This window comes from Tunturiibacter empetritectus, assembly GCF_013410875.1.
Lineage (GTDB): Bacteria > Acidobacteriota > Terriglobia > Terriglobales > Acidobacteriaceae > Edaphobacter > Edaphobacter empetritectus.
The window spans coordinates 220324-244973 of the sequence record NZ_JACCCU010000003.1 but is presented as its reverse complement, the minus strand read 5'-3'; the positions used below and the strand labels follow the sequence as shown (position 1 = coordinate 244973).

General features: G+C 59.0%; 21 protein-coding genes and 1 other RNA gene. 13 read left to right on the top strand and 9 right to left on the bottom strand.

Features of this window, described 5'->3' with window-relative positions:
* Positions 1-302 precede the first annotated feature (302 nt).
* Complete coding sequence (gene ruvA / locus HDF08_RS18810) at positions 303-902, top strand: Holliday junction branch migration protein RuvA (protein WP_179640213.1); 600 nt, start codon at positions 303-305, stop codon at positions 900-902.
* Positions 903-1347: 445 nt separating this feature from the next.
* Here the strand turns inward: ruvA and rnpB are convergent.
* Positions 1348-1804, bottom strand: an RNA gene (rnpB, locus tag HDF08_RS18805) — RNase P RNA component class A.
* 174 nt (positions 1805-1978) lie between these two features.
* On the opposite strand from rnpB, the gene HDF08_RS22290 reads away from it, so the two are divergent.
* Both HDF08_RS22290 and HDF08_RS18795 read left to right on the top strand, forming a co-directional pair.
* Complete coding sequence (locus HDF08_RS22290) at positions 1979-2236, top strand: type II toxin-antitoxin system RelE/ParE family toxin (protein ID WP_353070022.1); 258 nt, start codon at positions 1979-1981, stop codon at positions 2234-2236.
* Positions 2211-2558 carry a helix-turn-helix domain-containing protein gene (locus tag HDF08_RS18795; protein ID WP_179640211.1) on the top strand — a complete coding sequence of 116 codons (348 nt, stop codon included), beginning with the start codon at positions 2211-2213 and terminating at the stop codon, positions 2556-2558. Before HDF08_RS22290 ends, HDF08_RS18795 begins: the two co-directional genes overlap by 26 nt.
* A 118-nt stretch (positions 2559-2676) precedes the next feature.
* On the opposite strand, the gene HDF08_RS18790 is transcribed toward HDF08_RS18795, so the two are convergent.
* The gene (locus HDF08_RS18790; RefSeq protein ID WP_179640210.1) at positions 2677-4593 is read right to left on the bottom strand and encodes a choice-of-anchor tandem repeat GloVer-containing protein; all 1917 of its coding nucleotides are present in this window, start codon (positions 4591-4593) and stop codon (positions 2677-2679) included.
* Positions 4594-4679: 86 nt separating this feature from the next.
* Between HDF08_RS18790 and HDF08_RS21860 the strand changes: the two genes are divergently transcribed.
* The 5 genes from HDF08_RS21860 to HDF08_RS18770 all read left to right on the top strand — a co-directional run bounded on the left by HDF08_RS21860 (position 4680) and on the right by HDF08_RS18770 (position 13110).
* Positions 4680-4802, top strand: a complete 123-nt coding sequence (locus HDF08_RS21860) for a hypothetical protein (protein ID WP_257031274.1) — start codon at positions 4680-4682, stop codon at positions 4800-4802.
* Positions 4803-5044: 242 nt separating this feature from the next.
* Entirely contained in the window at positions 5045-6268 is a 1224-nt protein-coding gene (locus HDF08_RS18785; protein ID WP_179640209.1) for an ABC transporter permease, read from the top strand.
* A gap of 40 nt (positions 6269-6308) precedes the next feature.
* Complete coding sequence (locus HDF08_RS18780) at positions 6309-7556, top strand: ABC transporter permease (RefSeq protein ID WP_179640208.1); 1248 nt, start codon at positions 6309-6311, stop codon at positions 7554-7556.
* Between the two features lie 118 nt (positions 7557-7674).
* Complete coding sequence (hpnI, locus tag HDF08_RS18775) at positions 7675-8859, top strand: bacteriohopanetetrol glucosamine biosynthesis glycosyltransferase HpnI (protein ID WP_179640207.1); 1185 nt, start codon at positions 7675-7677, stop codon at positions 8857-8859.
* Between the two features lie 675 nt (positions 8860-9534).
* On the top strand, positions 9535-13110 hold the full coding sequence (locus HDF08_RS18770; RefSeq protein WP_179640206.1) for an IPT/TIG domain-containing protein: 3576 nt from the start codon (positions 9535-9537) through the stop codon (positions 13108-13110).
* A 258-nt stretch (positions 13111-13368) separates the two neighbouring features.
* Here the strand turns inward: HDF08_RS18770 and HDF08_RS18765 are convergent, their stop codons facing one another.
* Entirely contained in the window at positions 13369-14730 is a 1362-nt protein-coding gene (locus HDF08_RS18765) for an SGNH/GDSL hydrolase family protein (protein WP_179640205.1), read from the bottom strand.
* Between the two features lie 288 nt (positions 14731-15018).
* Positions 15019-15651, bottom strand: coding sequence for a glyoxalase superfamily protein (locus HDF08_RS18760; RefSeq protein ID WP_179640204.1), 633 nt, complete (start codon positions 15649-15651; stop codon positions 15019-15021).
* Positions 15652-15872: 221 nt separating this feature from the next.
* Here HDF08_RS18760 and alr point away from each other — a divergent pair, with 221 nt between their 5' ends.
* On the top strand, positions 15873-17099 hold the full coding sequence (gene alr, locus HDF08_RS18755; RefSeq protein WP_373563233.1) for an alanine racemase: 1227 nt from the start codon (positions 15873-15875) through the stop codon (positions 17097-17099).
* A 181-nt stretch (positions 17100-17280) separates the two neighbouring features.
* Here alr and HDF08_RS18750 read toward each other — a convergent pair whose 3' ends face one another.
* The gene (locus HDF08_RS18750; protein ID WP_179640203.1) at positions 17281-18171 is read right to left on the bottom strand and encodes an alpha/beta fold hydrolase; all 891 of its coding nucleotides are present in this window, start codon (positions 18169-18171) and stop codon (positions 17281-17283) included.
* Positions 18172-18293: 122 nt separating this feature from the next.
* On the opposite strand from HDF08_RS18750, the gene HDF08_RS18745 reads away from it, so the two are divergent.
* Positions 18294-18506: a hypothetical protein gene (locus tag HDF08_RS18745; protein ID WP_179640202.1), complete on the top strand. Its 213-nt coding sequence runs from the start codon at positions 18294-18296 to the stop codon at positions 18504-18506.
* Positions 18506-19597, top strand: a complete 1092-nt coding sequence (locus tag HDF08_RS18740; RefSeq protein WP_373563232.1) for a Gfo/Idh/MocA family oxidoreductase — start codon at positions 18506-18508, stop codon at positions 19595-19597. The genes HDF08_RS18745 and HDF08_RS18740 overlap by 1 nt, the downstream gene beginning before the upstream one ends.
* Positions 19598-19753: 156 nt before the next feature.
* Here HDF08_RS18740 and HDF08_RS18735 read toward each other — a convergent pair whose 3' ends face one another.
* From HDF08_RS18735 to mltG, 4 genes are all read right to left on the bottom strand, one after another.
* Positions 19754-20044 (bottom strand): YXWGXW repeat-containing protein, encoded by a 291-nt coding sequence (locus tag HDF08_RS18735; protein WP_179640201.1) that lies wholly within the window; start codon positions 20042-20044, stop codon positions 19754-19756.
* Between the two features lie 83 nt (positions 20045-20127).
* Positions 20128-20484, bottom strand: a complete 357-nt coding sequence (locus HDF08_RS18730; RefSeq protein ID WP_179640200.1) for a hypothetical protein — start codon at positions 20482-20484, stop codon at positions 20128-20130.
* Positions 20485-20770: 286 nt separating this feature from the next.
* A complete protein-coding gene (locus HDF08_RS18725; RefSeq protein WP_218884865.1) occupies positions 20771-21655 on the bottom strand; it encodes a LolA family protein in 885 nt (294 codons plus the stop codon).
* 257 nt (positions 21656-21912) lie between these two features.
* Positions 21913-22917, bottom strand: coding sequence for an endolytic transglycosylase MltG (gene mltG / locus HDF08_RS18720; RefSeq protein WP_179640199.1), 1005 nt, complete (start codon positions 22915-22917; stop codon positions 21913-21915).
* Positions 22918-23308: 391 nt separating this feature from the next.
* On the opposite strand from mltG, the gene HDF08_RS18715 reads away from it, so the two are divergent.
* Positions 23309-23788 carry a GreA/GreB family elongation factor gene (locus tag HDF08_RS18715; RefSeq protein WP_179640198.1) on the top strand — a complete coding sequence of 160 codons (480 nt, stop codon included), beginning with the start codon at positions 23309-23311 and terminating at the stop codon, positions 23786-23788.
* Positions 23789-23888: 100 nt separating this feature from the next.
* Positions 23889-24524: a CDP-alcohol phosphatidyltransferase family protein gene (locus tag HDF08_RS18710; protein WP_179640197.1), complete on the top strand. Its 636-nt coding sequence runs from the start codon at positions 23889-23891 to the stop codon at positions 24522-24524.
* Positions 24525-24650 lie beyond the last annotated feature (126 nt).

Sequence of the window (24650 nt, the reverse complement as noted above, 5' to 3'; positions counted from 1 at the left end):
GCCGGAACCAGTTCGGCAAGAGATCCTTATCTCGATGGCGAAATCTTCAGGGCCTGCGCATCGCACTGTCGCAGCCCCTGGCAAGAGATTGGCAATAACCCATCCTTAGCCAGACAAACCTCAACCGCCGTCAGACGCTCCTTCTCACAACTCACAACAACGCTGTTCTGGGGAAACGAAGGATTCGCCTTCCTAAACAGATCGAGAATATCCGCTGCGTGAACTAAAACATGAGGAGCCGATGAGGCCGAAGGCAGCTTTAGAGAACAGCCTCAATCCAACACGCTACAATCACCAACAGCATGATCGCCCACCTTCGCGGACGCCTCCTCTCAAAAACTCCCAACCAGGCCATCCTCGAGTGCGCCGGTGTGGGCTACGACGTCACCATCAGCGTCACCACCTTCTCGGCACTCCCCAACGAAGGCGTAGAAGCCTCGCTTCACATCCACACCCACGTGCGTGAAGACCAGATCGCGCTCTTCGGCTTCTCGGAAATGCAGGAAAAACGTCTCTTTGAGAAGCTACTCACCATCTCAGGCATTGGCCCAAAGCTTGCTATTACGGTTCTTAGCGGGATTGATGGGAGCCGCCTTATCACCGCGATCCGTTCCGGCGATCATGCTACTTTGACGAGGATTCCGGGCATTGGCAAAAAGACTGCTGAGCGCGTTGTGCTTGAGCTTAAGGACAAGCTGGATGACCTTGCGACGGCCATTCCTGCGACTAGTGGGGGCGCTTATCATGGCCCTGCGGGCGATGATGCGCTCTCTGCGCTGGTCAACCTTGGCTACCCCCGCCCTGTGGCTCAAAAGGCTATTGAGACTGCCGTCACTAAGAACCCAGATGTCGCCCATGACTTTGAAACTCTTTTTCGTGCCGCCATGGCCGCGATTCGATAGTCATTTTTCTGGTTTGGTTGTGGTTTTTTTTTGGCGTGGTGGAGTGGGTTTTTGCTGAGGGTTTTCGCAAAATGTGGGTGCGAAACGTGGTGTTTTGGATGGTGAAATGTGGTGAGGTTGTGGTGTTTTGCGTGGCTGGAAATGCACTTATCCTAGCGACGAAAAAAGTGACATGGTTTTGAGATTTATTTTTTGGGGGTCCTGCCGGACGGGCGCCCTGCGCGGGCGGCGGTCACTTCGTGACTTGTATACCCCTTCGGTTGGCGCTCCCGTTGGTCGCGAAGGATGACTATGCCGACCAACGGGAGGCCCCGTGACGATCATCCTGCCGAGACCGGTACACGCGTCACGAAGTGACCGCCGCCCGCGCAGGGCGCCCGTCCGGCAGGACCTTTGCTTCAAAAGAGATGGCCCCGAGATCGTTTTAGCGACTTCGAGGCCATAGGTTCGCAGACGGCCCGTAAGCCGAATTCTGTTTTAGACGATCATTCCTCTACGCGACGCATTACTGCGGCGCTTTAGCAACCTACCCGCAAGTTTCGGCTCTCTTTCGAGTCTCTCCGCCTGGACGCATCGGGCCGATACGCTCGCGCCGCCTGAAGAGAAGCGGCACGATCCCTGCCTATTTGGTCTTGCTCCGTGTGGGGTTTACCCTGCCGCGTCCATTACTGGCCGCGCGGTGCGCTCTTACCGCACCTTTTCACCCTTACCTCAAACCGCTTACGGATTCACCGAGGCGAATCACCAGCTTGAGGCGGTTCATTCTCTGTTGCACTTGCCGTCCAGAGGCCTTAACGCCTCCGTCCCGGACGTTATCCGGCACACTGCCCTGCGGAGTTCGGACTTTCCTCCCCCGCCCAACGCCTTGCGGCCCGGGCGGCAGCGATCATCCAGCCGTCTGCAGTTCCAAGTGTATCGCAGCCTTAGACCGTATAGCAATTATGCTATACACTGAGGTCGAGGGCACGTGACGGGTGAAGCTGGCAGATATCTCGTGGGAGGGTGATTCGCTGAAAGTATTGCAATTCGGGCCTAAGCCGATACGGCCACGTTTACAGTCAGGCCCATGACATCGATTGCCGCAAGCGTTGGTTGAGTTAAAGGACCAGGACGGCAGCAAGTGGTACAGGATGATCTACATGGCGCGAGTGAAGGACGTCATCTATGTTCTGCACTGTTTCACGAAGGATAGTGCAAAGACGGAAAAGAGAGATCTGGCCACCGCCAAGGCCAGATGGAAACAGATACAACAACGGTTAAGAGGGAAGCCTAAGGATGTCGAGGGAGCAAAAGAGGAACTCACCACACATGACAAAGGGAAGCGTGCTGGATGATCTTGGGTTCAGCGCAGCAGAGGCGTTAGAGATCAAAGTAAAGGCCGATATCTATCGCGAGCTGATGAAACATATTGAAGGGTGCAGCCTCACGCAGGAGCAGCTTGGATCGATCCTCGGGATTCATCAGCCGGACGTAAGTCATCTGCGCAACGGAAGAATCTCGAAGTTCAGCGTGGGCAAGCTAATCAAGTTTGCAGGGAAGATGGAGCTGGGTGCGGAGGTGAGGTTGATCAAGCCTAAGCCGGGCCGGGGCCTTTCGGTACGTGCTTCCGTTGAACGACCGGCCGCCGGGTTGGCCGTTAGGAAACTGGCGCGATAGCCCGTTGATACAACGTCTTGCGGCCCCGGGCGGCAGCGATCATCCAGCCGTCTGGGAACACAAGTGTATCCCACCGGTTGTCTGGGGGTGGGTCAGCCTGCCCGCACTTATAGTCTATTCACTGGACCACCAACGTAAGCGCCATCGCTTCCGACACCCCAGACCCGGTAGCCGTTACCGTCACCTTATAGGTCCCTGCGGGTGTCGCGCCACTGCCGCCTCCTGCGGAGCTGCCCCCTCCCCCTCCTGTGGAGCTTACGGCGCCCCCGCCTCCGCAGCCGTTGAGGCCGATGACTGAAGACACGAGTAGCAACAACAAGATCTTTCCGATTCGTCTGACAGATCGTTGCCCACGGCGAGTCCTCGGTATAAAAACGAGTAGGCTTGGGAGTATGAACGCAAGGAACACACCCTTGCCGCGCTCAAGTGGTTTCTGAGAAATCGAGGAAGATGTCGCGGTGGTTGAAATGATCAGCGTTGTTTCGGCAACTCCGCTGCTCGGCGTCACGCTCGAAGGACTGAAAGAGCAGCTTGCGCCTGTCGGCAATCCGCTACAGCTGGAGTCGCTGAACGTGATTGTTTGGTTAAATCCATTCCGAGGCGTTATTGTGACGGTCGTCGTCCCTTGTTGTCCGGGTGAAGCTATCGTTATAGTCGACGCATCGGCACCAATCGCAAAACTGGGAGTAGTCAGGCTGTATATCACTCCTTCACCTCTGCCGGTGGCTATGGTGCCCCCTCCAACGGCCATCCCATACAGGGTGCCAAAGGCATCTTCGACTAAGCTACCGGCGGGGTCGAATCCATAGGCGTAATTGGGGTCGTTAAGAAAGCTAAAGGTGTGCAGAATGGTGTAGTTGCCAGCGCTATCGAGCTTGAAAACCTCACCGTCGTAACCATCGATTGTTGTCCCGTAAAAGTTTCCAGAACTATCTTTTATGAAACTGCTTGCTGGACTGCCACCGTCCGCGCAGTTGCCCTGCTGGCAAAAGGTATGAAGCACTGTAAATTTGCTCGAACCGTCTATCTTGAACGCCACCCCACCGCCAGGACTTAAACCGCTGTTAGTATTGCCGCCGTTAAAGGTGTTCCCATAGAGGTTTCCGGAAGCATCTCCGACCAAGCCCGCAAAGGGATAGGCACCATCGCTGCAATAGGCTTGGGAGCAAAAGTTGTACAGCACAGTGTAATGACCAGCAGTGTCCAATTTGAAAACGGTTCCGTATCCGCTAGCGCCGCCATTGACAGCGGTTCCGAAAAAATTACCGGAAGCATCCTCGAATAAACCCGCGTTGGGAGATGCACCATCGATACAGTTAGCCTGGGAGCAAAAGCTATACAAGATGGAATGGTTGCCGGCGGGATCCAGTTTGAAGACCGTGCCCCCATTATTTGCTCCTCCGTCTTGGGTGGTCCCATAGAGATTTCCAGAACCGTCTTCGACCAGTCTTCCGTACGGATGGAGGCCGTCGGTGCAATTGGCCTGAGCGCAAAAGCTGTAGAGGAGGGAGTAGTTGCCAGCGCTGTCCAGTTTGAAGATGGTTCCCGCGCCGAGTGTTCCGGCGGGAGTAAACTGGTCGGCCCCGCCGCCAAGTGTCGTTCCATAGAGTATTCCCGAGACGTCCCGGATCAGGCTAGTTGGAGCGCTACCTCCGGGACAGTCCTGGAAACAGAAGCTATGCAGGACAGTGTACTTGCCACTGGTGTCTAGTTTGAACAGTGCTCCCCCGCTGTTCGCGCCGCCGCCATTTGTAGTCCCGTAGAGATTCCCAAAAGAGTCGATAACAAGGCTGTCGTTGCCTTGCAACTGTGTACTCGGTCGGCCGTCCTGGCCGCCGGTAAAGGAGTACAGAACGGTTTCGGTATATGAAGCCGATTCTTGCTGCGCGTTGGCCTTCGCCACACCAACTCCACTTGCCACTGTGACAAGGATCAGCATTAGTAGTAACTTCCGCATAAAACTGGCTCCCAACTGTAGAACGCTCGCGCAGAAAATCGTGCATTTGTAGCGATAACCAATCCCCAGCTTGCGCATCGGAGTGGTCTCAAAAAATAAAAAGTAGACGGCGACGAGTTTACCTTATTGCCCCGTGACTTTAGCCGAAATAGACCCTGACCAGCATGCCGAAGGGGCAGCTGGATGAGCGTCGCGAAGTAAAGGCAAATACGGGTCTCTCTATTGCGCGACGGACGGTGAGACTGTCCGTCGCTTCGGTCGAGATGACGGCTTTTTTGCTTGGGTGAGGAGAACAGGCACTTCTATGGGGTGGCGGACGAGAATAGGCAAGGGCAAATGCGGGTCTTTCGGCTGCGGCACTCACGATAGTGCTGTGAGTGCCTTCGCTCTGGATGACACCTCTTTGGGGCTAGGCGAACAAAACGCTGCTCGATTGCGTATGAGAGAGCAAGGGAAATCTCGCTTTGGAGGCCACTGGCTGATAGTCTCAAGCGTACCCAAGGTAGACAAGCTCAAGGTAGACAGGGCGATGGAATTCAAAGAGGCCGTAAAGATCGCGCTGCAGTCGCTATGGGCGAACAAACTCCGCTCCGTCCTCACTTTGCTCGGCGTCGTCATCGGCGTAGCCAGCGTGATTGCGGTGGTGACGCTGGTCAACGGTGCGAACACCTATGTCACCACGAAGTTCGCCAGCTATGGCGCGGATGTCTTTACCGTCTCGAAGATGCCTCAGATCATTACCAGCCCGGAGGACTATCAGCGGTATCAGAAGCGCAAGAACATCCTGTACCCCGACTTTCAGTATGTGGCGGCGAACTGCAGGCACTGCGTGGGGATTGGCGCGCAGCAGGCTGTGACAGGGAAGATTGTGCGGGGGACCGAGTCCACGACCGATTCGAACATCCGGGGGTATACGTGGCAGATGCCTTCGCTGCAGAACCTGAACATCATGCAGGGGCGCGGGTTCACGGAGGCGGACCAGGAGCACGCCTCACATGTGGCGATCATCGGGACCGATATTGAGGACCATCTTTTTGTGGGGATGGATCCGCTGGGACAGGAGTTGCGGGTAGACGGCACCCCGTACACGATCATTGGGATCAGCGAGAAGCAGGGGAGCACGTTTGGGGCGAGCCAGGATAACTGGGTGGCTGTGCCGCTGACGGCGTTTCAGAAGAGCTATGGGACGGAGAAGACGCTGACGATTTATGTGAAGGCGGGCGAGGCTGGACCGGTGCTGGAGACGGCGGCGGACGAGGTGAGGGTTCTGATGCGATCGAGCCGGCATGATGCTCCGGGAGTCGAGGACTCGTTTGAGTTGGATACGAACAATACGCTGGTGGGATTCTTCAGCATCGTAACGCGGTCGTTTGGAGCGGTGGCCGGAGCGGTGGCGCTGATCTCGCTGGTGGTCGGCGGCATCGTGATTATGAACATTATGCTGGTGAGCGTGACGGAGCGGACGCGCGAGATCGGCATCCGAAAGGCTCTCGGCGCGCGTCCAAAGGATATCCTGATGCAGTTTTTGATTGAGTCCGGAACGATGGCGCTGGTGGGCGGAGTCTTCGGCGTGATCGGGGGAATTCTGGTGGCGCAGGCGATTACGATTCTGGCAGGATTTCCTTCGACGATTGCGCTGTGGAGCGTCATTGCCGGGCTGGTGATGGCTACCGGTACGGGAATCTTCTTCGGGGTCTATCCGGCTCGAAAGGCCGCGCAACTGGATCCGATTGTGGCGCTGAGATCGGAGTGAGGCCGGGGCTGGGTAGGGGTAGAGGGCAGGGAGGTCGTTAATGCAGATCGCCGATACTAAAGAAACGGTAGTGATGGCTCTGGATACGCTGCGGGCGAACAAGCTGCGTAGCGGCCTGACGATTCTGGGAATTGTGATTGGCGTGATGACGGTGATTATCATCTCGTCGGTGATTAACGGATTGAACTCGAGCGTGTCCGGCCTGGTGGAGTCGCTGGGGACGAATGTGATATGGGTCTTCCGGTTTCCGGTTATTGGGGTGCGGCCTACGACAGAGATGCTGACGCGGAAGCAGTTGACCTACGAGGATGCAATGGCGATGAAGGAGTTGCCGCATGTGGTGGCTGTGACGCCTGGATTGCAGTATCGGGATAAGACCGGGGTGGAGGGTACGGTCGCGGTGAAATACGGCAGCAAGATCATGGAGGGGACGCTGCTGGAGGGAGATACGGACAGCGTGAAGGACGTGTATGAGCTCAACTTGAAGGATGGGCGGTTCTTCAACGAGAGCGACGTGGAGCGGGCGGCGAATGTCGTCGTGCTGGGGATTGATACGGCGGATGGGCTGTTCGGCGCGACGGATCCGGTGGGCCAGGAGGTGACCATTGCGGGCATGAGGTTTACCGTCGTGGGGGTGATGGACAAACAAAAACAGGCGTTTGGGGGAGGCAAGAACCCGGAGGACAACAAGGCGTTCTTCCCTGTGTCCACGTTCCATAAGATTCACCCGGAGATACTGGACTACTGGATCAGCCTGAAGTTTGATGATCAAAAGAACAAGACGCTGGTGCAGGATGAGCTGGAGGAGCTGCTACGGCGCAGGCGGAAGGTGAAGAACGAGGCGCCGGACAACTTTGCGATCTTCGGAACCGATTCGCTGACTCGTTTGTGGACCACGATTACGGGTGGCCTGTTTTTACTGCTGTTTGCGCTCTCCAGCGTGGCGTTGCTGGTGGGAGGCGTGGGTGTGATGAATATTATGCTGGTCAGCGTGACGGAGCGAACGCGGGAGATCGGGGTGCGCAAGGCGATCGGCGCGAGCAAGCAGACCATCCTCGCGCAGTTCACCCTGGAGGCCATTACGCTGTGCGCTGTCGGCGGCATTATTGGCGTGCTGATCGGCAGTGCGATCGCTCTGGTGCTGCATCTCTTCTTTCCGTCGATGCTGTCGGCGCTGTGGGTTGCGCTGGCCTTCTGCTGCTCGTGCGGGATCGGACTTCTCTTCGGTATTTATCCGGCTTGGAAGGCGGCGAATCTGAATCCTATTGAGGCTTTGCGTTATGAGTAGCGCAAAAACCCACTGCGCGTGGGGCGGTCACTTCGTGACTTGTATACCGCTTCGCGTGGTGCTCCCGTTGGTCGCGATGGAGATGATTTCGGCCAATAGATGCCGGTAGACTAGTGGGATGGCCATCTTCATTGAGGCGATCACTACGCTGTTGACCCTTGCGGGTCTCGCTTATCTGTTGCTGGCGCTGTGGGGGACGCGAGATTTCGCGCACTATTGGCGGCGAAAGAGCGTCGATGCGGGCTTTGCGCCTGACGTTACGATCTTGAAGCCGGTGAAGGGTGTGGACCAGAGGATGTATGCCGGGCTGGTGAGCCACTGCAGGCAACAGTATGCTGGTAGGTTCGAGATTGTTTTTGGCGTGAGCAGTCGGAACGATCCGGCTGTCAGCGAGATCGAGCGATTGCAGGTGGAGTTTCCTGAGTGCGCGATCCGGCTGGTGGAGTGCCGGGAGCGACTGGGGACGTCGGGCAAGGTGAGCAATCTGGTGCAGATGCTGCGCGAGGCCCGGTATGAGTATGTGGTGATCAATGACAGCGATATTCGTGTCTCGCCGCACTATCTGACGCGGGTGATGCAGTGTTTTTCGGATGCGAAGGTGGGGATGGTGACGGCTCCTTATATTGGGCGGACGGCGGAGGGTGGCAGAGGCTTGACGGTGTGGTCGCGGCTGGAGGCGTTGGGGATCTCGACGGACTTTCTGCCGGGAGTGCTGACGGCGCGGAGGCTGGAGGGCGGGATTCACTTTGGGCTGGGATCGACGCTGGCTACGAGCAAGAGCGTGCTGGCGAAGGCTGGGGGGTTAGAGTCGCTGACGGAGTATCTGGCTGACGACTATGAGATGGGGGCGCGGATCTCTGCTGCCGGGTATCGGGTGGAGCTTTCGAACGAGGTGGTGGAGACGACGGTGCCGGAGTATCACTTTGGCGGTTTCAAGGACCATCAGCTGCGGTGGGCGCGGTCGACGCGGGACTCGCGCAAGCTGGGCTACCTGGGGCTGGGAATTACGTATGCGGTGCCGTGGGCGGTGATGACCTGCGTGGCGAGCGGGCTAGCGCTGTGGAGTTTTTCGTTGCTGAGTGTGGTGCTGCTGGCGCGGGTGGCGGTGGCTCTTTCGGTTGGAGTGGGCGTGCTGGGGGATGAACAGGTGCTGCGTGATCTCTGGCTATTGCCGCTGCGGGATTTTTTTGGGTTGGGGTTCTGGATGTGGAGCTTTGCGGGGGATACAGTGGTGTGGCGCGGGGAGTTGTTTGCGCTGCGGGATGGGCGGATTCGTCCTGTGCACCCTGTTGGCTCTCAGTAGCCGGCGGTGTCGACACTTCCAGACCCGGACCATGACGATGTTGCCCCCGGGGGTACCCCCCCTATACACCGCGCGTAACTCTTTTTGATTGAGTAATATGCGGGGAGGCTTACCTCGTAAATACCTCCGTGTAAAGGGGTTACCTGCAGATTCCTCTTTATAAAAGGGTTAGTGGTAGTTATTCGCACAAGAAGAAAAAGCCCTCGGGATGGCGATCGCGCAGGTTTTGTACTCTTGTGTATTTATTCTCTACTTCAAGGGTAGCTAATTTGACATAACTCGTGCGCAAGGTGGATCTCGTTGACTGTTATAGAGATAGATGAAACTGGGACTTGACAGACGAATTTTCCTGTAAAAACGGGAGTTGACGAGCTGCCACCCTTCAAATTTCGGGCCTGTTCTCTGATCAAGCCTGTACCTTCATTCGATGCGTTGCCGGTAGTAATTCCTGGATGGGTGACTTGGCGATTTATCACTCATTGAGGACTCGGATCTAGAGTCCTTCCATCTACGCCATCCAACACGAGTCGACGCTTTTGCGGTGATCTGAGGTTCTACCGGCAGATTGAGCTGCTCGGTCGTTCGAGAATTCTGGATAAAATTCTTCGTTTTTAGGTGGACGTGCCATACAATTGGCCGCAGAAATCCACCCAAAAATCCACCGTTTTGAGCTAAATGACCAAACTTCTAAAGTTTCTTTCCCTGCCTATACTGTTTGTTGCTCTTTCCCTAAGCATAACGGGATGCTCTGGCGGCTCCAGCCGCAGCGCAACTACTAACGGCGGCGGGAGCACCACGCAGACTCCGGCACCCGCCGTCACGGGCGTGTCTCCAGCAAGTGTTCCTGCGGGCTCGGAAGCGTTCACGCTGACAGTAACGGGAAGCAATTTTCAACCGCAGTCGGCGATCAAGTGGAACTCAACCGCACTCACGACCACTTATGGGAACGCAACGACACTCACCGCGACAGTGCCCGCGAACCTGGCGGCGTCGACGTTGGTTGCAAACGTAACGGTTGCAAATCCGGATGGTCAGGTTTCGGTCGGCGGTTCTTCGTCCCAGCAGGTCTTAGTGACGAACCCGAAACCGACGCTGACGGGTATAACACCGAACTCTCTGTATGCAGGCTCTGCGGATACAACATTTACGCTGACCGGCGCAAACTTTAGCTCTTTGTCGGTGGTTGCATCTGGAACGACTTCGCTCGCGACCACGCTGGTCGGCAGTACGCAGCTTACGGCTGTGGCTCCGGCCGCGCTACTGGCATCTGTGGGCACTTTGAGCTTGACGGTATCGAATCCCGCACCGGGCGGTGGCAGCTCGCAGAGCGTCGCAGTTTCTCTTCTTCAACACCCGGCTGAGCTTGACTCGCTCGCTCCCTCCACCGTGCCGCTCAGCAATTCACCACAGACGGTCACGTTGAGCGGCAGTTACTTTACGCCTACGACGGTCGTCTATGCCAGCGGCACCGCGCTCTCCACGCATTTCATCTCGACTACTTCGATCCAATTCACGGTTCCTGCCAGCTTAATCTCTTATACGACGGGAACGATACCGATCGCGGTTGTCGATTCAGCATCTGGAGTTAAGGGCGATAATACGGTCACGCTGCCGATCGTGAATCCTGTGCCTGTGCTTAACAGCCTCTCAGCGATGGCAGTGACGGCAGGAGCGCCGGATTTCCTGCTTGTGCTCAATGGAAGCAACTTTCTTCAATCGTCAACGATTCTCATCAACGGAACCGCGGTGCAGCCGTTCTCCACGGGCCAGTTGAGCGCTGTTGCCACGGTCACGGTACCGGCGAGTGTGCTTTCGACCGTCGGCCCGGTCACGATTGCGGTCTCGAATCCAGCCCCCGGTGGCGGCACGTCCCAGGCGCAAACGTTGAATGTAATCAGTGCGAGTAATCGTGTGCGGACAGTGAACGTCGCGGCGGCGGATCTGGGCTGGGATAGCGTCCACAATGTCCTTGTCGCGTCGACTCTTTCCAGTTCGACGAACAATCCAAACAGCATCGTGACGATCGATCCGCTCCAGGGAACCGTGATTGCATCCCAGACGCTGCCGAGTCAGCCGGCCGGCATCTCTGTCACCTCCGACGGCACCTACATCTACGCGACACTGCCGTCGACGGGCCAGATCGAACGCCTCATCCTTCCATCGCTTACACCGGACATCACATTTGCCCTGGGCGAGGGCGCCAACGGCGTGATGAATACGACGGCGGCTGTGACTGCTGCTCCGGGAAAGCCGCATACGGTCGCCGTTTCGCTCCATACAGGCGACACGAATCCCGAGAGCGCAGTCGGAGGCGTTGCGGTCTACGACGACGGTATCTCGCGAGCCGCAATTGTTGGTCCGCCGGCGTACCCCAATGTTTATGACACGCTGGTCTGGGGCAAAGACAGCACAACTCTTTACGGGACAGACTCGGCTTATTCGGGTGGACCGGAGGATGTGTTCTCGGTAACGGCCAGTGGCATCACCCTCGCGCAAACGTACACCGGCGCACTTGGTGATTTCGTGAAGCATCTCGCCTACGATCCTTCGACCGGGAACCTGATCGACGGCTATGGGCATATTTTGAATGCAGCGACCGGTCAGTCGATGGGACTGCTGCAGGTCCAGAACACCCTCTCCAACGGGCAAAATCCTTTTGCGCTGGATACTGCGCAGCGCGTCGGCTTCTATGTGAACGTCAACAGCTCTTACAGCAGCAATCCCGCTCCGAATGGAGAGTACATTCAGGCTTTCGGCCTCGATCGGTTCAATTACATCAACTCGATGCTGGTCGAAGGTCTCGAGGGCGCTTCGACCATTGTTCGCTGGGGAGCGAGCGGGCTTGCGGCAAATGGCGCCTCGCAGGTCTACCTGATCGATGGCTCGTTTGTTACGCCTACGGGTGTTACGTCCGCGGTTGGCGGCTTTGTCGCGCCCTCGCCTACGCTCGCGTTGGTAACGCCGGTCAGCGTTGCGGTGGGGAGTGCGGACACGCAGGTGACGCTGACGGGCCGCGACTTTACGCAGTCCTCTCAAGTGACGTGGAACAATCAGAACCTGTTGATTGACTCCATCTCCGACACCCAGATGGTCGTCACGATTCCCGCGGCAGCGCTAGGCCAGCCGGTGGCAAGCTTACTCGCGGTCAGCAACGGTCCGGGAACAGGCAGTTCCAATTCGATAGGCTTCACAGTGGTTCCAAATCTGGGTGCCAACGCGCAGATGCAGGTACTCAATGTCTCAGGCAACGATCTTGCCTGGGACGCCGCACGCAACCTGCTTTACGTTTCGGTTCCCGCTGGCGATCCCATATCGCCCAACACCATTGCCGTCATCGACCCGGTCGCTGCTGCTGTCCGGCAAATGATTCCCGTTGCCGACCAACCGAGCACCATTGCGCTCTCTGACGATGGAAGCTATCTGTATGCGGGCTTTTCAGGCCAGGCAATCGTTCAGCAGTATTCGTTGCCGTCCTTTTCACTGAGTCTCACGATTCCGATGGGTGCGGGAGCCACGGGCACGGTAGGCACGCAAGGTAGTTGCGCGTTTCCTGCAGCGATGAAGGTAGCTCCCGGCAATCCTCAAACGATTGCGGTATCGGAAGGCATAGCGAACGTTGAGCCCAACGGCTGTCTTCTCGCAATTTATGACAACGCTACTGCTCGTCCGAACACCCTCTCGTACTATACAAGCGGCGTCGAGTTCAGCAGTCTTGCATGGGGCGCGGATGCGAATACGCTTTACGGTCAAGTGCAAAATGGGATTTCGCCGCAAGAAATCTACAGCGTTACCGTTTCCCCGTCCGGCGTATCGCCTGCGAACGGTCTCAATTCGGGCGGCTTCGGATTGCAGGTTCATTTCGATCCGGGAACCAAGCTGCTCTACAGCGACTCGGGTGTGATTACAAATCCGGTCGGGCCGGTGCAGGTCGGTAAGTTCGATTCTGGTCAGGGCGTCCTGGTAGCCACGGACTCGGCATTGAAGCGAGCCTTCGTCCTCACGTCCTCGAGCACGGTCGGGATCAACAACTCAGGGCAGGGAGCCAACTCGTACACGCTGAACATCTATGACCTGAACACGCAGGCGCTGCTGAAGACGATAGCGATTCCGGACGTGCTGGGCGCTCCAGTGCGCTTGGTTCGCTGGGGAACGAAGGGGCTGGTCTTCGTGACTTCGAACTGGCCGAGTGAAGGCACCACAGTAGGTGCCCTGTATATCCTTCAGGGTAGCGACATCTCTGGCACGCCATAGCCGAAGTGCTGTACACGACAAGCCAAAGTTGTGGCTTGCACTAGCTTTCGTGAAGAAGGCTCAGGCCTTTTACTCGGCAATGTTGCTCGAGCGAGCCCGGGAACTTGACCCTCGACTGTTGCTAACAGGCCAATGCGCTTATCCAGCACCGATCTGGTCAGGATTGGCAACGCTAAATGCGCCTTCGTCATTTTCTATGGATTGTCCGCAGCTTGGCATGGACGGCGATGGGCTGAATTTGGAGACCTACTGTTTCTGTCACTGCTTCTTTTCGAGGATGGGGGCTATGGCCTTGCCGGCGTTGGCGGGGATGGTTCTGGGGCGGGCGGCGGGGGCTATCTGGGTGGCGAGGTTGGGGGGCCAGTAGGGGTCGGTGGCGGCGACGGGGCCTAGTGGGACGTCAGGGATCTTGGTGCTGATGGTGGCGTTCATGGTGTCGATAAGGGCGTTGGCGACGACGGCGTATCCGACGTTGGTGGGGTGAATGCCGTCGAGGGCGAAGATGCCGCCGAGAAAGCTGGAGGTACCGGTGTAGCCGTTGATGGTGACACCATTGGTGAAGGCCTGGTTGAAGAGGGCGTTGATGTCGACGAGGGTGGCGTTGGCGGCTTTGGCCTGGGCGGCGATGACCTGGTTGAAGGCTGTGACCTGGGACTGGACGGTGACGACCTCGGCGGCGGAGAGGACGCCGGCGTCGCTGATGGGTCCCTTCTGGAGGCCTCCGAGGATAAGCGGGATCTCGGCGGTGCCGGTGGGGTTGACGAGGTCGCCGGGAACGATGCCGAGGATGGCGCTGAGTTCGGCAGTGGGGAGGCCGGTTTCGGCAGAGACTTCGCCGAGGACGAGGGCTGCGGGGGTGAGATAGGGGACGCGGGTGACGTCGGGGATGTTGCCGATGACGAGATGGGCCGGGGCCTTGGTGGTGAGTTCGGTGATGAGGGCCTGGTACTGGCTGGTGAAGGTGGCGACGGAGGTCATGCTGCTGGGCATGCCGGTCTCGTCGGCGACGAGGGCGTCGTTGTTGCCGATCCAGAGGAAGATGGTGGTGGGCTGGGCGTTGACGGCGAAGGTGGCCTGGCTGTTGGCCTGTCCGTAGCCGAGGCCGGGGAAGCCGAGGACGAGCTGGTTGAGCTGCTGCTGGCCGGGTGCGGGGTTGACCAGCGGGACGGTGTTCATGACGTCGTTGAGCAGGGCTCCGGGGACGGCTAGGTCGGTGACCTGGGTGGCGAAGTTGTCGCGGCCAGTGGTTGTGCCGGGAGCGGAGGTGATGACGGGCGGGGGGCCGAGCGATTCGAGCTGGAGGACGTTGGGCGCGCCGGGGTAGGCGATGAGGGGCTGGACGATGTTGAAGCCGGCCTGAGCGGCGAGGACGGGCGCCCAGCCGTGGACCTGGGTGGTGTCGAGGAGGGAACCGCTCTGGAAGCCTGCGGTGAGGGAGTCGCCGAGGAAGACGGTGTTGGAGAAGTTTCCTGCGTTCTTTGCCTGCTGGGCCTGGAGAGCGGCGAGCTGTTTGGCGGCGTTGCTGCTGGCGCTATCGCTATTGCAACCGGCGAGGGGGACAAGGGCGAGAGTTGCGGCTAGGCTGGTGTGCAGCAGGACTGAACGACTATTCATTTTCATGGCGACAGACTTACCCCTTGGAGACCGTCGCGAACTCCGGGTGGAGGCGCGTCGGGTGTGCTTTCTTCAGACGTGGCTTTGTATCACACTCGGGGTGCGATGGGGAATAAGAAGCTGTCCTGCCGGACGGGCCTCCTACGCTCGGCCACCCCGCAAACTAAGACCTGTTTGCGGGGACCCCGGTGCGTGCGGGCGTTCGCACGCCTCTCTAAAGCTTCGCGTGGTCCTCCCGTTGGTCGGAATCATCTTTCCCTCTGACCGGTGGGCGGGTTGAAGACGGGCAAATGTTCAACCGTATGCAACGAAGGAGAGGACGTTGCCGTCGGGATCTCGCACATGGAAATCAGTTCCGCCCCAGGGGTGCTTTGTGACCTTTTGGGCAAACTCCACATTTCGTGACTTGAACTCTTTGAAGAGGTCTTGAACGTTTGCGACTTCGATGGAGACGATGATCAGCGACTTCTCCTGAGCGGCGACTTGAGCGAAGAAGGGTTGGTGGACGAAGCGGAGGTGCAGGCAGACGCCATCTCGAGAGACTGCGCCATAAAACGGTGGCAGACCGTGGAGGAAGTCGATCTCGAAGCCCAGCTTCTGTTGGAAGAAGGCAGCGCTTGACTCGACATTGTGCACGAGCAGGATGGGGGTGACCTTTTTCAGGAATGGCTGGCTGGACGGAGCGCGCGGCGTCCTGGTGGCTCCGGCGGTTGCGGCTTTCAGATCCGCCCATCTTTGATATCCGGCTTCAACCGCGACGATCTCCTGCGCTAATGCAAGAGTGAACTTGAGCGCCAGCACCTCCTGGTCGGTTAATGACCGATAGCGTTCGAGGCGGCGTACTCGTTCGCCTATGGAGTAGTCTCGTTCGCGATGCCAGCGGAGGAACAGTTTGGCTTGCTTGCGGTAGGTTTCAATGGTGGGCATAGGCGCATCCCTGCTGAGATTTTTTCAGCGGGCGGGCCTGGCCCTTTCGGCGGGATGCCGACGTGCCCCACGGGAACAGCCTTATGGTAGGGCGGAAGATATCTACTGTCAATCGGCATCATTCGCTACTTTCAGCGTCTCCGCGCGTTCGCCGAGATTCGCCGGAGGTCCGTATCTGGAGAGGTATCTGCTGGAGTGGGCGGCGACGGTAGGATAAGGATGTGAAGAGCTGGGTGGAGGTTTCGGAGCGGCGGCTGGTGGGGAACTACGGGCTGCTGAGGGCGGCGGCTGGTGGGGAGCCATCCGCAGCGACCCCTCCAACCCCGACGACCGCGGTGCTGGCGGTGGTGAAGGCCAATGCGTATGGGCATGGGGCGGCGGTGTGTGCTCCAGTGCTGGCGCGAGCGGGGGCGGAGTGGCTGGGGGTGACCGATGTGGCGGAGGGTGCGGCAGTGCGGGAGGCGCTGGCTGCGGCCGGGATTTCGCGCAGAGAGCAGCCGGAGGTTCTGGTGATGTCGGGGTTGCTGCGAGAGGATACCGCGGATGTGATTCGGCATGGGCTGACGCCGGTGGTTTGGCTGAGGGAGCAGATGGAATGGCTGGCGGAGGCTGCGGGTCGGAGCGGTGGAGTGGTGGTGCCGGTTCATGTGGAGATAGATACCGGCATGGCTCGGCAGGGAGTTGCGCCAGGACGTGAGTTGGAGCAATTACTCGCTTGGGTGTCGGGACAGACGGCGGTGCGGGTGGATGGGGTGATGACGCACTTTGCGTCGTCGGAGGTGGCGGGGTCGGCGCAGACGGTGGAGCAGAGGAAGAGATTTGAGGAGGCGATGGGTGCGGTTGCGGCGGCGGGGTTGCGGCCGGAGTGGGTGCATGCGGGGAACTCTTCGACGGTGGATAACCAGGGTGCGGAGGGAAACCTGGCTTGGCTGCGTGGGCTGGCGACTGGAGTTGGGGCGCGGTCGATGGTGCGGGCGGGGATAGCGCTTTATGGGTACTGTCTGCCGATTGAGGGTGGGGGTGTGAGTGAGGTGCGTCAGGCGCTGCAGCCGGTGATGACTTGGAAGACGCGGGTGATTGGGGTGCGCGAGGTAGAGGCTGGAGAGACGGTTGGGTACAACGGGATCTTTGTGGCGGAGCGGGCGATGCGGTTGGCGCTGCTGCCGGTGGGATATGCGGATGGACTGCGGCGGGAACTTTCGGCGTCGAATGCACGACCGGGTGGGTGGGCGATGGTGAAGGGGCAGCGGGCGGCGATTGTGGGGCGGGTGTCGATGAACCTGACTATTGTGGATGTGAGCGGGATTGCGGGGACTGCGCTGGGGGATGAGGTGGTGGTGCTGGGGGATGGGGTTACGGCGGAGGATCATGCTTGGCTGGCGGGCACGATCGCTTATGAGATTGTGTGCGGGGTGCGGCCGGCGCATCGGTGTGGGATTGCGGGTTAAGTGCGCCCTGCGCGGGCGGCGGTCACTTCGTGACTTGTATACCCCTTCGGTTGGCGCTTCCGTTGGTCGCGACGGAAGATTGTTGTGCCGACCATCGGGAGGACCACGCGAAGCTCTAAAAAGGCGTGCGAACGCCCGCGCCACGTGCAGTGGGCCCGTCCGGCAGGACATTCGCTTCGATCTAGTTTTGGGGTTGGTATTCGTGAAGGAAGGCGAGCATGGCCTCGTTGAACTGCTGGGGGCGCTGGAGCGGGGCGAAGTGGCTTACACCTTTCAGGAAGAGAAGCTTTGCGTCCGGGATGTTGTGGGCGAGATATTCAGCGTGTTCGTCGCGGATGAACTCGTCGTGCTCGGCTTGAACGATGAGGACGGGCACGCTGATCCGGGATAGATCGTGCGCGGTGTAGTTGGGCTGGGACTTCATCATGACGCCGACGGCTTCGGCGAAGTAGTGGAAGTCGTCGGGTGTTGCGGAGAGCTGGGCGTAGTCCTGCAAGTGGCGCGAGAGGCAGCGGGAGAGCAGGGGGTTATGCTGGTCAATTTGTTTGAGGCCGGAGGGATCCATGTTGCAGCCGAAGAAGAAGGCAGCGGCGACACGGTTGGGAGCCTGGGCGGCGGTGATGAGAGCGATGCAGGCGCCGTCGCTCCAGCCGATGAAGGACGCTTGTTGGAGGTGGAGGGTGTCCATGACGGCGAGGACGTCTGAGGCCATGAGTTCGTAGGAGTAGGGTCGGGTGTCGCGGGTGCTGCGACCGTGGCCGCGGCTGTCGATGAGGATGACGCGGTGGCCGGTTTCGAGGAGCGCGGGGACCTGGTGGCCCCAGTTGCCGCTGTGGCCGAGGCCGCCGTGGAGCAGGATGACGGGCGCGCCGGTGCCGTAGGTGGCGTACCAGATGCGTGCTCCCTCGTGTTCGACGTAGCCGTGGTCGTTGCCGTGGTTCGGGAGTGGCGGCAGTGCGACGCCCTGGGCTTCGAACTTGTTCAGGTCGTCGTCATGGATCTCATCTTGAATCTTGCTTTGGATCTTGCTTTGGATCTTGCTATGGATCTTGCTATGGATCTCTAACTTCATCTCTGCGTGGACCTCCTCGAGCTGCTGTAGGAGAAGTCTATCGTTGTGGTGGAGTGGCAGTCATTTGCGTGCATGACGGGTGGGCCATTAACATCAGGCTAAGAGAAACGAGGAATCATTTCATGGAATCCATCAACGGAGCGCGTCGTACCGAAGATATCGCGCTCGATCTACTCAAGTTCGTGGCATCGCACGCTAATGTTGGAAACAAGTCGGCTGGCTCGACTGGTTTTGGTTTGCCGACGTCGTCAAAGAGTGAGGACCAGGTGACGCATCTGCTCGAGCTGTATGCCCGCTGCCGCGAGGTGGTTGAGGCTCCGGTCGAAAAGAAGTAGTGGCACAGGAAGGCGTGGCGCAGGAAGGTGTGAGGCCGACGCGGGCTCTGCGGGTCGCCGTGATTGGGGCAGGAGCCTTTGGGCGGAATCATCTGCGGGTGCTGCGGGAGTTGCAACAGGCGGGGCAGGCGGTAGAGCTGGTAGCCGTGGTGGATCGCGATTCGGCGGCTGTGGCTGCGGCTTCGGAGAGGTTCGGTGTGCCTGGCTTTGCGACGATTGAGGCTTGCCTGGGTGCGGTTGGTCGGCTTGATGCTGCTTCGGTGTGTGTGCCGACGGTGCATCATGCGAGTGCTGCTGCTCCGCTGCTGGAGGCTGGGGTCGATCTGCTGATCGAGAAGCCACTGGCGGCTAGTCTGGCTGATGCTGATGCGATTCTGGAGATGGCTCGCAGGCATGGGTGCATTGTGCAGGTGGGGCATCTGGAGCGGTTCAATCCGGCGGTGACGGCGGCGCGGGAGCATCTGCATAAGCCGATGTTCTTTGAGGCGCACCGGCTGAGCATCTTTACGCCGCGTTCGCTCGATGTGGATGTGGTGCTGGATCTGATGATTCATGATCTGGATATTGTGCTGAGCCTGGTGGCTTCGCCGGTGCGCGAGGTGCGGGCGGTGGGGCTGCCGGTGCTGTCGCGCAAGGTGGATATTGCGAATGTGCGGGTGGAGTTTGAGTACGGGTGTATTGCGAACTTTACGGCGAGCCGGGTGAGTACGGAGCGGGTGAGGAAGCTGCGGTTCTTTCAGCCGCATCAGTATCTTTCGCTGGATTTTGCGCGGCAGGATCTGTTGATGATCGACGTGACGGCGGCTGCTGGGATGGATCCGGCTATGCTGGCTGCGATGGCGGAGAAGGCGCAGTTGGCTGGGGCGCTTTCTGGTGGGCATCCTTCGGCGGGGCTGTCGCTGAAGAAGGTGACGGTAGAGCTGGGGGAGCCGCTGCGACTGGAGATTGAGGCGTTCCTGCGGGCGGTGCGGGAGCGGACTCGGCCGGTGGTGTCGGGCGAGGATGGAAGGGCTGCGCTGGCGTTGGCGCTGGAGATCAATGAGGCGATTGCAGTGCATGCGGAGCGGGCAGGGCTGGGGGATTTTCTGTAACTCAGGAGCTCTTGTGATGGAAGCCGCGCGGATGCTCTGAGATTTTCAGTTGGTTGGTTAGTGCGATCACATGCCCGAACAACTGCCATTTAGCTGCGGAGCACGAAAGATTAAAAAGCTTTCGTGCTCCGTGACTTGAAACGGCTGTCAACGAATTTAACGCCAATATCCACGGTGATAGCGATAACCGCCGTGCCATCGGTCATAGCTGCCTGGAATCCAGACAACACCTGGACGTGGGGGACGACCCCAGTGACCTGGGGCCCAAACATACCGCTGTCCATCCCACCGATGATAGCCGCCCTGCCATACGTACCCCGGTCTTGGTGGTGGTCCATAATGCTCGACGACGGGCGGCGGTGGACCGACGCGGATGACGACCTGCGCTTGAGAGGCAAGGGGTAAGAGCGAAGAGTACAACGCTAAGACTGCGAGTCTTTTGAGCATGAATCCCTTTCTTGGTTGGATACGTATGACTTGGGCACGTAAAAGCCGAGTTGCTGTGCTTCTCGGGAAGGCACTACAGACTTTTAGCGCGGCGGGACGCCTGGGTCAGTAGCGGCATTGTGATTGCGGTCATAAATATGCTGAGAAGTACGATCCTGCTGGCGAGCAATTTTGTGGCGGTCCTGTGCCGTAAGGTGGCCGTTATCGGCGGCGCGCATCTTGCTCTGTTCCGCGTTCAGATGAGCTTGGTGGGCGTCGGCGGCTGCGGCGCCCTTAGGTGTGATCTGGCCATCGGCGACGCCTTTATTAATGCGAGCCTGTTGATTGGCGTCTCGGGCGTTCACCGAGTGACGTTGCTCATACGTAGTGCTCTGGGCCAACAGGTTGGAGACGGGTAGTGCCACGAGTGATGCCGCGAGCAGAGTAGCTTTCCAGTTCATAGTGTATTTTCCCTTGATAATTGCCTAATTGGAGATCATCGAACTGTCTCCCGTGCTCTCTGTAGGAACCCAGGAATGGCTTGCGGGTTGCGTTCGTGTCCGAAAAGTATCAAGAGGAGTGAACCTGTATCGAAAGATGCGAGATATTCACTTTGGAGATTTTCCCTGTGTCCTACTGCTGTATAACAGGCATCTCGTCCAAGCCGCTGGTAGCAGCATGGTGAGAGGTCAGCTTCGCGCTTCGACAGATCTCGCCGGAATAAAGCGATCGGTCTGCTCCCAGGAGTCAGTCCATTTTTTTTACGGGGACGGTGTCGGGGATCTTTAGTTCGAACTGATCGTCTTCGAGCTTTTGATTGAGGGTCAGCTTGGTGAGGGTGAGGGTCAGGGTGTACTGGTCCTGCGGGCGCACGATCTGGATCTTCATGGGAAAGGGCGTGTCGCCGAACTTCTGGTAGTTGCTGTAGAAGGCGCGAGTGATGATGGTGCCATCAGGGCCGTAGATGTCCTGCTGGTAGGGGAGCAGGTTGGCGCGGCCGATGTGAATGACGCGAACGGCATGGGCAGTCTGGCCCTTGGGCTGTGCGAGAAACTCTAGGTCGTAATCCTGCTCTTCGATGAGATCTTTGGCGTTTTTTTCGTTGGCGACGACCCTGGTGTCCTGGGTGAGGGAGACGACCTGGTCGGGGCCGAGGCCGTGGATGAGAAGCGAGTCGAAGAAGACGGCAGGGCGGAGATTTTCGAGACCGTTGGTGGAGGGTTTGGTGACCTCGCTGGTGCCGGTCATGGCGAGGTTGCGCTTGGGCACCCAAAGCTTCCAGGTCTTGCCGTCGCTGACCATGTCGAGGGCTACCGAGCCGAGAAAGGGGACGCGCAACAGGACGCGGAGGTCCTGCGGCTTTCTAAGGAAGATGTATCCGGCGAAGCTGGGGTACTGGGTCTCTTTGCCCTGGCGGCCGCCGCCGGTGGTGGCGACGATCTCGATGCTGGCGTTCATGGTCTGGACGGCGCTGAAACGAACGTCGACCTGTTTGAGGAGATCTTCGAGTTCGGCGTTGAGGACGACATCGGCTGGACGGGTCTTAGGGACGATGCGGGTATGGGTCAGGCAGCCGGTTAGCGCCGGAGCCAGCCCAAGGATTGCCATCGCCGCCGCTTGTCTTATCCTCATGAGCACAAACTTCAAGTATATCTTTCCCGGCTCGGTTCCCGTAGTTCGGGCCGTGACGCGGCGATCTTCGACTATTCCGTGTACGAATTGGATGTCTTGAGGCTCCGATGCGCTTCCAAAACTTCTGGCTAAAGCGCGGTTGGCTAAAGCACTTATCCCGTTGATGGGTATCCCGAAACGGGCGTGCAGCGTCGTTTTCATTGGGAAAAACGCCCATTGATATCTCTTCCCCGCGCTACACCTGCGGGAGAAATGCTCTAGGGGGTAACTCCGGTACCGGTAAGCTGTTGCTTCTGTGCGGCGCGATAGGACTGGACCTGCTGGGCGTGCTCCTGCAGGGTGGTGGAGAAACGGGTGTGGCCGGAGGCGTCGCTGACGAAGTAGAGGTAGTCGGTGCGGGCAGGGCGCATGGCGGCTCGAAGGGCGGCGAGGCCGGGGTTGGCGATGGGTCCGGGGGGCAGGCCGGCGTGTTTGTAGGTGTTATAGGGGGATGGGGACTGTAGATCGGAGGCGTAGATGGTGCCGCGCCAGTGGTTGTTGAGCAGGGCCGCGTAGATGACGGTGGGGTCGGTGGCGAGCGGGATGCCTTTGGCGAGGCGGTTGACGAAGACGCCGGCTACGAGGGGGCGCTCGGCATCCTGGCGGACCTCTTTTTCGACGAGGGAGGCCATGATGACGGTGCGGGAGACGTCGTTGGTGAGACCGATCTGGGCAGAGACCTGGTGGAAGCGGCGGACCATGGCGGAGAGGATCTGGAGCGGGGTGGCGTGGCGGGAGAGCTGGTAGGTGTCGGGGAAGAGATAGCCTTCGAGGGATGCGGGGGGCGGCCCGTCGGTCCAGGCTGAGATGAGTTCGGTGTGCTGGCGTTCGGCGGCGAGAAAGGCGTCGCGGGGGCCGAAGCCGGCGGCCTCGGCTGCCTGGGCGATGTCGAAGATGTTGAAACCCTCGGGGATGGTGAAGGCGCGAGTGTAGATCTCGCCGTGGAGGATGTGCTGGTAGACGTCGGTCATGGGGAGCTTGCCCTCGAAGCGGTACTCTCCGGCTTTGAGGGTGCCTCCCATCTTGAGGCGCAGGAGGTAGAAGGCGTAGCGGCTGCGGATGATGCCGCTCTTTTCGAGCTGGTTGGCGATGGTCTCGGTGCCGGTGCCGGGGAGGATGTCGAGGAAGGTTTCGGTGGAGGGGCCGTACGGCAGGTAGATGACGCCGGCTGCGACGGCCAGGGCGATTAGCAGAAGCAGGAGGAGGAAACCGAGAAACTTCAAATGCGTGTCTCCGCTTTCGGGCTTGGAAGAAGTGGCTGTCGCCGGGTTGCCGACGGAATCTGGCCGGGGTCGTTGGTACGCCGGTTTCATTTTACGGCTGCTGGCAGAGGATTGGGGAGCGCGGGCCGGTGGACTCAAGTTTATGACTGCCGGGGAAGGTCCGGGGAAGATTCGCGGGGCCTCTGACCTGAAACAGGCTGAGCAGTGTTGATTTTATGAATGCTTTCTGAGGTCTGACCGAGGGAGCGGGTGGTGTTCCGCAGAGGTTGAGCGGCGCGTAGGAGGAGCGCAAGGGGTGGTTTTGCGGTCCGCCATCGTATAATCGAGTTTTGATCAGAGAGCGTTGACGCGCGAAGGGTTGCGCGCTCGCCAGTACCATCCGGAAGGCCCCATGCCAGAACAAGTAAAAAAGAGGCTTGCAGAAGAGATCAAGTTGCTGGAGCACGAACTTACGACCGAACTCCCTGCAGAGATCAAGAAGGCCGTCGCACTGGGCGACCTAAGTGAAAACGCGGAATACCACATGGCCAAGCAGCGCCAGGTCTTCGTCAACGCCCGTCTGGGGCAGTTGAAGAAGCGGATGGGCGAGCTGGCGATGGTGAACCTGGTGAATATCCCCAATGACAAGGTTGGATTCGGCTCACGCGTGACAGTCTTCGACTCGAGCAAGGACGAGGAGATCAAGTATCAGCTGGTGACCAGCGAGGAGTCGGACGTGTCCAAGGGTCTGATCTCGACGACTTCTCCGATTGGCCGGGCGCTGCTGGGCAAACAGGTTGGCGACTCCGCGACGGTGATTACGCCGAACGGCAAGCGCGAACTGGAGATCCTCAAGCTGCTGACGATTCACGACGCCCCCGAGGAAGCTTAGACGCACGGCATCGCAGACGTGGCGCACGTGTGCCGATGTGAACTCAGTGTGATAACAAGGAAGCGGTAGAGACGGGGATCGGCCCCGGAGGATTTGCTTTTTGACCTGGACAAGCGCATTCGGCAAAGGCAGCGGCTGGCTGCTGCAGAAGATCGTGAACGGCCTAGCGCTGACCCGCATCTCGCCAAACGCACTGACGTTTATCGGCCTGGTGATCAACATCATCGCGGCGTGTTTCTTTGGATTTGCGCGGCCGAATAATGCCAATCGGATGTTTCTTTATGCGGGTCTGATCATCATCGGAGCCGGCGTCTTCGACATGGTGGATGGGCGGGTGGCGCGGAAGACGAATCAGGTTTCTGTGTTTGGCGCGTTCTTCGATTCGGTGATGGACCGGTACTCGGATGTCGCTATCTTCTTTGGCTTGCTGATCTACTATGCTCGCGGAAACCGCTTGTTTTATGTGGGGCTGGTGGCGTTTGTGATGACGGCTTGCGTAATGGTGAGTTACACACGCGCGCGGGCTGAAGCGCTGATTGGGACCTGCAAGGTTGGGTTTATGGAGCGGCCGGAGCGTATCGTCTGCGTGATTTTGGGTGCGCTGTGCAACCGGTGGGGCGTGATGGCTCCTGCGCTTTGGGTGCTGGCGCTGTTTGCGACTCTGACGGTGATTCACCGCATTCGCTATACGTATGTGGAGACGGAGCGCAGAAAGCTGATCGCACAGGCTAAGTAGGTGAGCGGTGTCCTGCCGGACGGGCGCCCTGCGCGGGCGGCGGTCACTTCGTGACTTGTATACCGGCTCCGCCTGATCCTCCCGTTGGTCGGGGGAGGATTTTTTTCTTGCGACCAGCGGGAGCAC

Bases quoted from the DNA above. Each gene is read 5' to 3' on its own strand.
- HDF08_RS18750 (WP_179640203.1), bottom strand. From the start codon at position 18,171: ATGAAGTTAGAGATCCATAGCAAGATCCATAGCAAGATCCAAAGCAAG.
- ruvA (WP_179640213.1), top strand. From the start codon at position 303: ATGATCGCCCACCTTCGCGGACGCCTCCTCTCAAAAACTCCCAACCAG.
- HDF08_RS18795 (WP_179640211.1), top strand. From the start codon at position 2,211: ATGACAAAGGGAAGCGTGCTGGATGATCTTGGGTTCAGCGCAGCAGAG.
- HDF08_RS18770 (WP_179640206.1), top strand. From the start codon at position 9,535: ATGACCAAACTTCTAAAGTTTCTTTCCCTGCCTATACTGTTTGTTGCT.
- HDF08_RS18760 (WP_179640204.1), bottom strand. From the start codon at position 15,651: ATGCCCACCATTGAAACCTACCGCAAGCAAGCCAAACTGTTCCTCCGC.
- HDF08_RS18725 (WP_218884865.1), bottom strand. From the start codon at position 21,655: ATGAGGATAAGACAAGCGGCGGCGATGGCAATCCTTGGGCTGGCTCCG.
- HDF08_RS18790 (WP_179640210.1), bottom strand. From the start codon at position 4,593: ATGCGCAAGCTGGGGATTGGTTATCGCTACAAATGCACGATTTTCTGC.
- HDF08_RS18735 (WP_179640201.1), bottom strand. From the start codon at position 20,044: ATGCTCAAAAGACTCGCAGTCTTAGCGTTGTACTCTTCGCTCTTACCC.
- HDF08_RS18780 (WP_179640208.1), top strand. From the start codon at position 6,309: ATGCAGATCGCCGATACTAAAGAAACGGTAGTGATGGCTCTGGATACG.
- hpnI (WP_179640207.1), top strand. From the start codon at position 7,675: ATGGCCATCTTCATTGAGGCGATCACTACGCTGTTGACCCTTGCGGGT.
- HDF08_RS18745 (WP_179640202.1), top strand. From the start codon at position 18,294: ATGGAATCCATCAACGGAGCGCGTCGTACCGAAGATATCGCGCTCGAT.
- HDF08_RS18715 (WP_179640198.1), top strand. From the start codon at position 23,309: ATGCCAGAACAAGTAAAAAAGAGGCTTGCAGAAGAGATCAAGTTGCTG.
- HDF08_RS18785 (WP_179640209.1), top strand. From the start codon at position 5,045: ATGGAATTCAAAGAGGCCGTAAAGATCGCGCTGCAGTCGCTATGGGCG.
- HDF08_RS18730 (WP_179640200.1), bottom strand. From the start codon at position 20,484: ATGAACTGGAAAGCTACTCTGCTCGCGGCATCACTCGTGGCACTACCC.
- HDF08_RS21860 (WP_257031274.1), top strand. From the start codon at position 4,680: ATGCCGAAGGGGCAGCTGGATGAGCGTCGCGAAGTAAAGGCAAATACG.
- HDF08_RS18765 (WP_179640205.1), bottom strand. From the start codon at position 14,730: ATGAAAATGAATAGTCGTTCAGTCCTGCTGCACACCAGCCTAGCCGCA.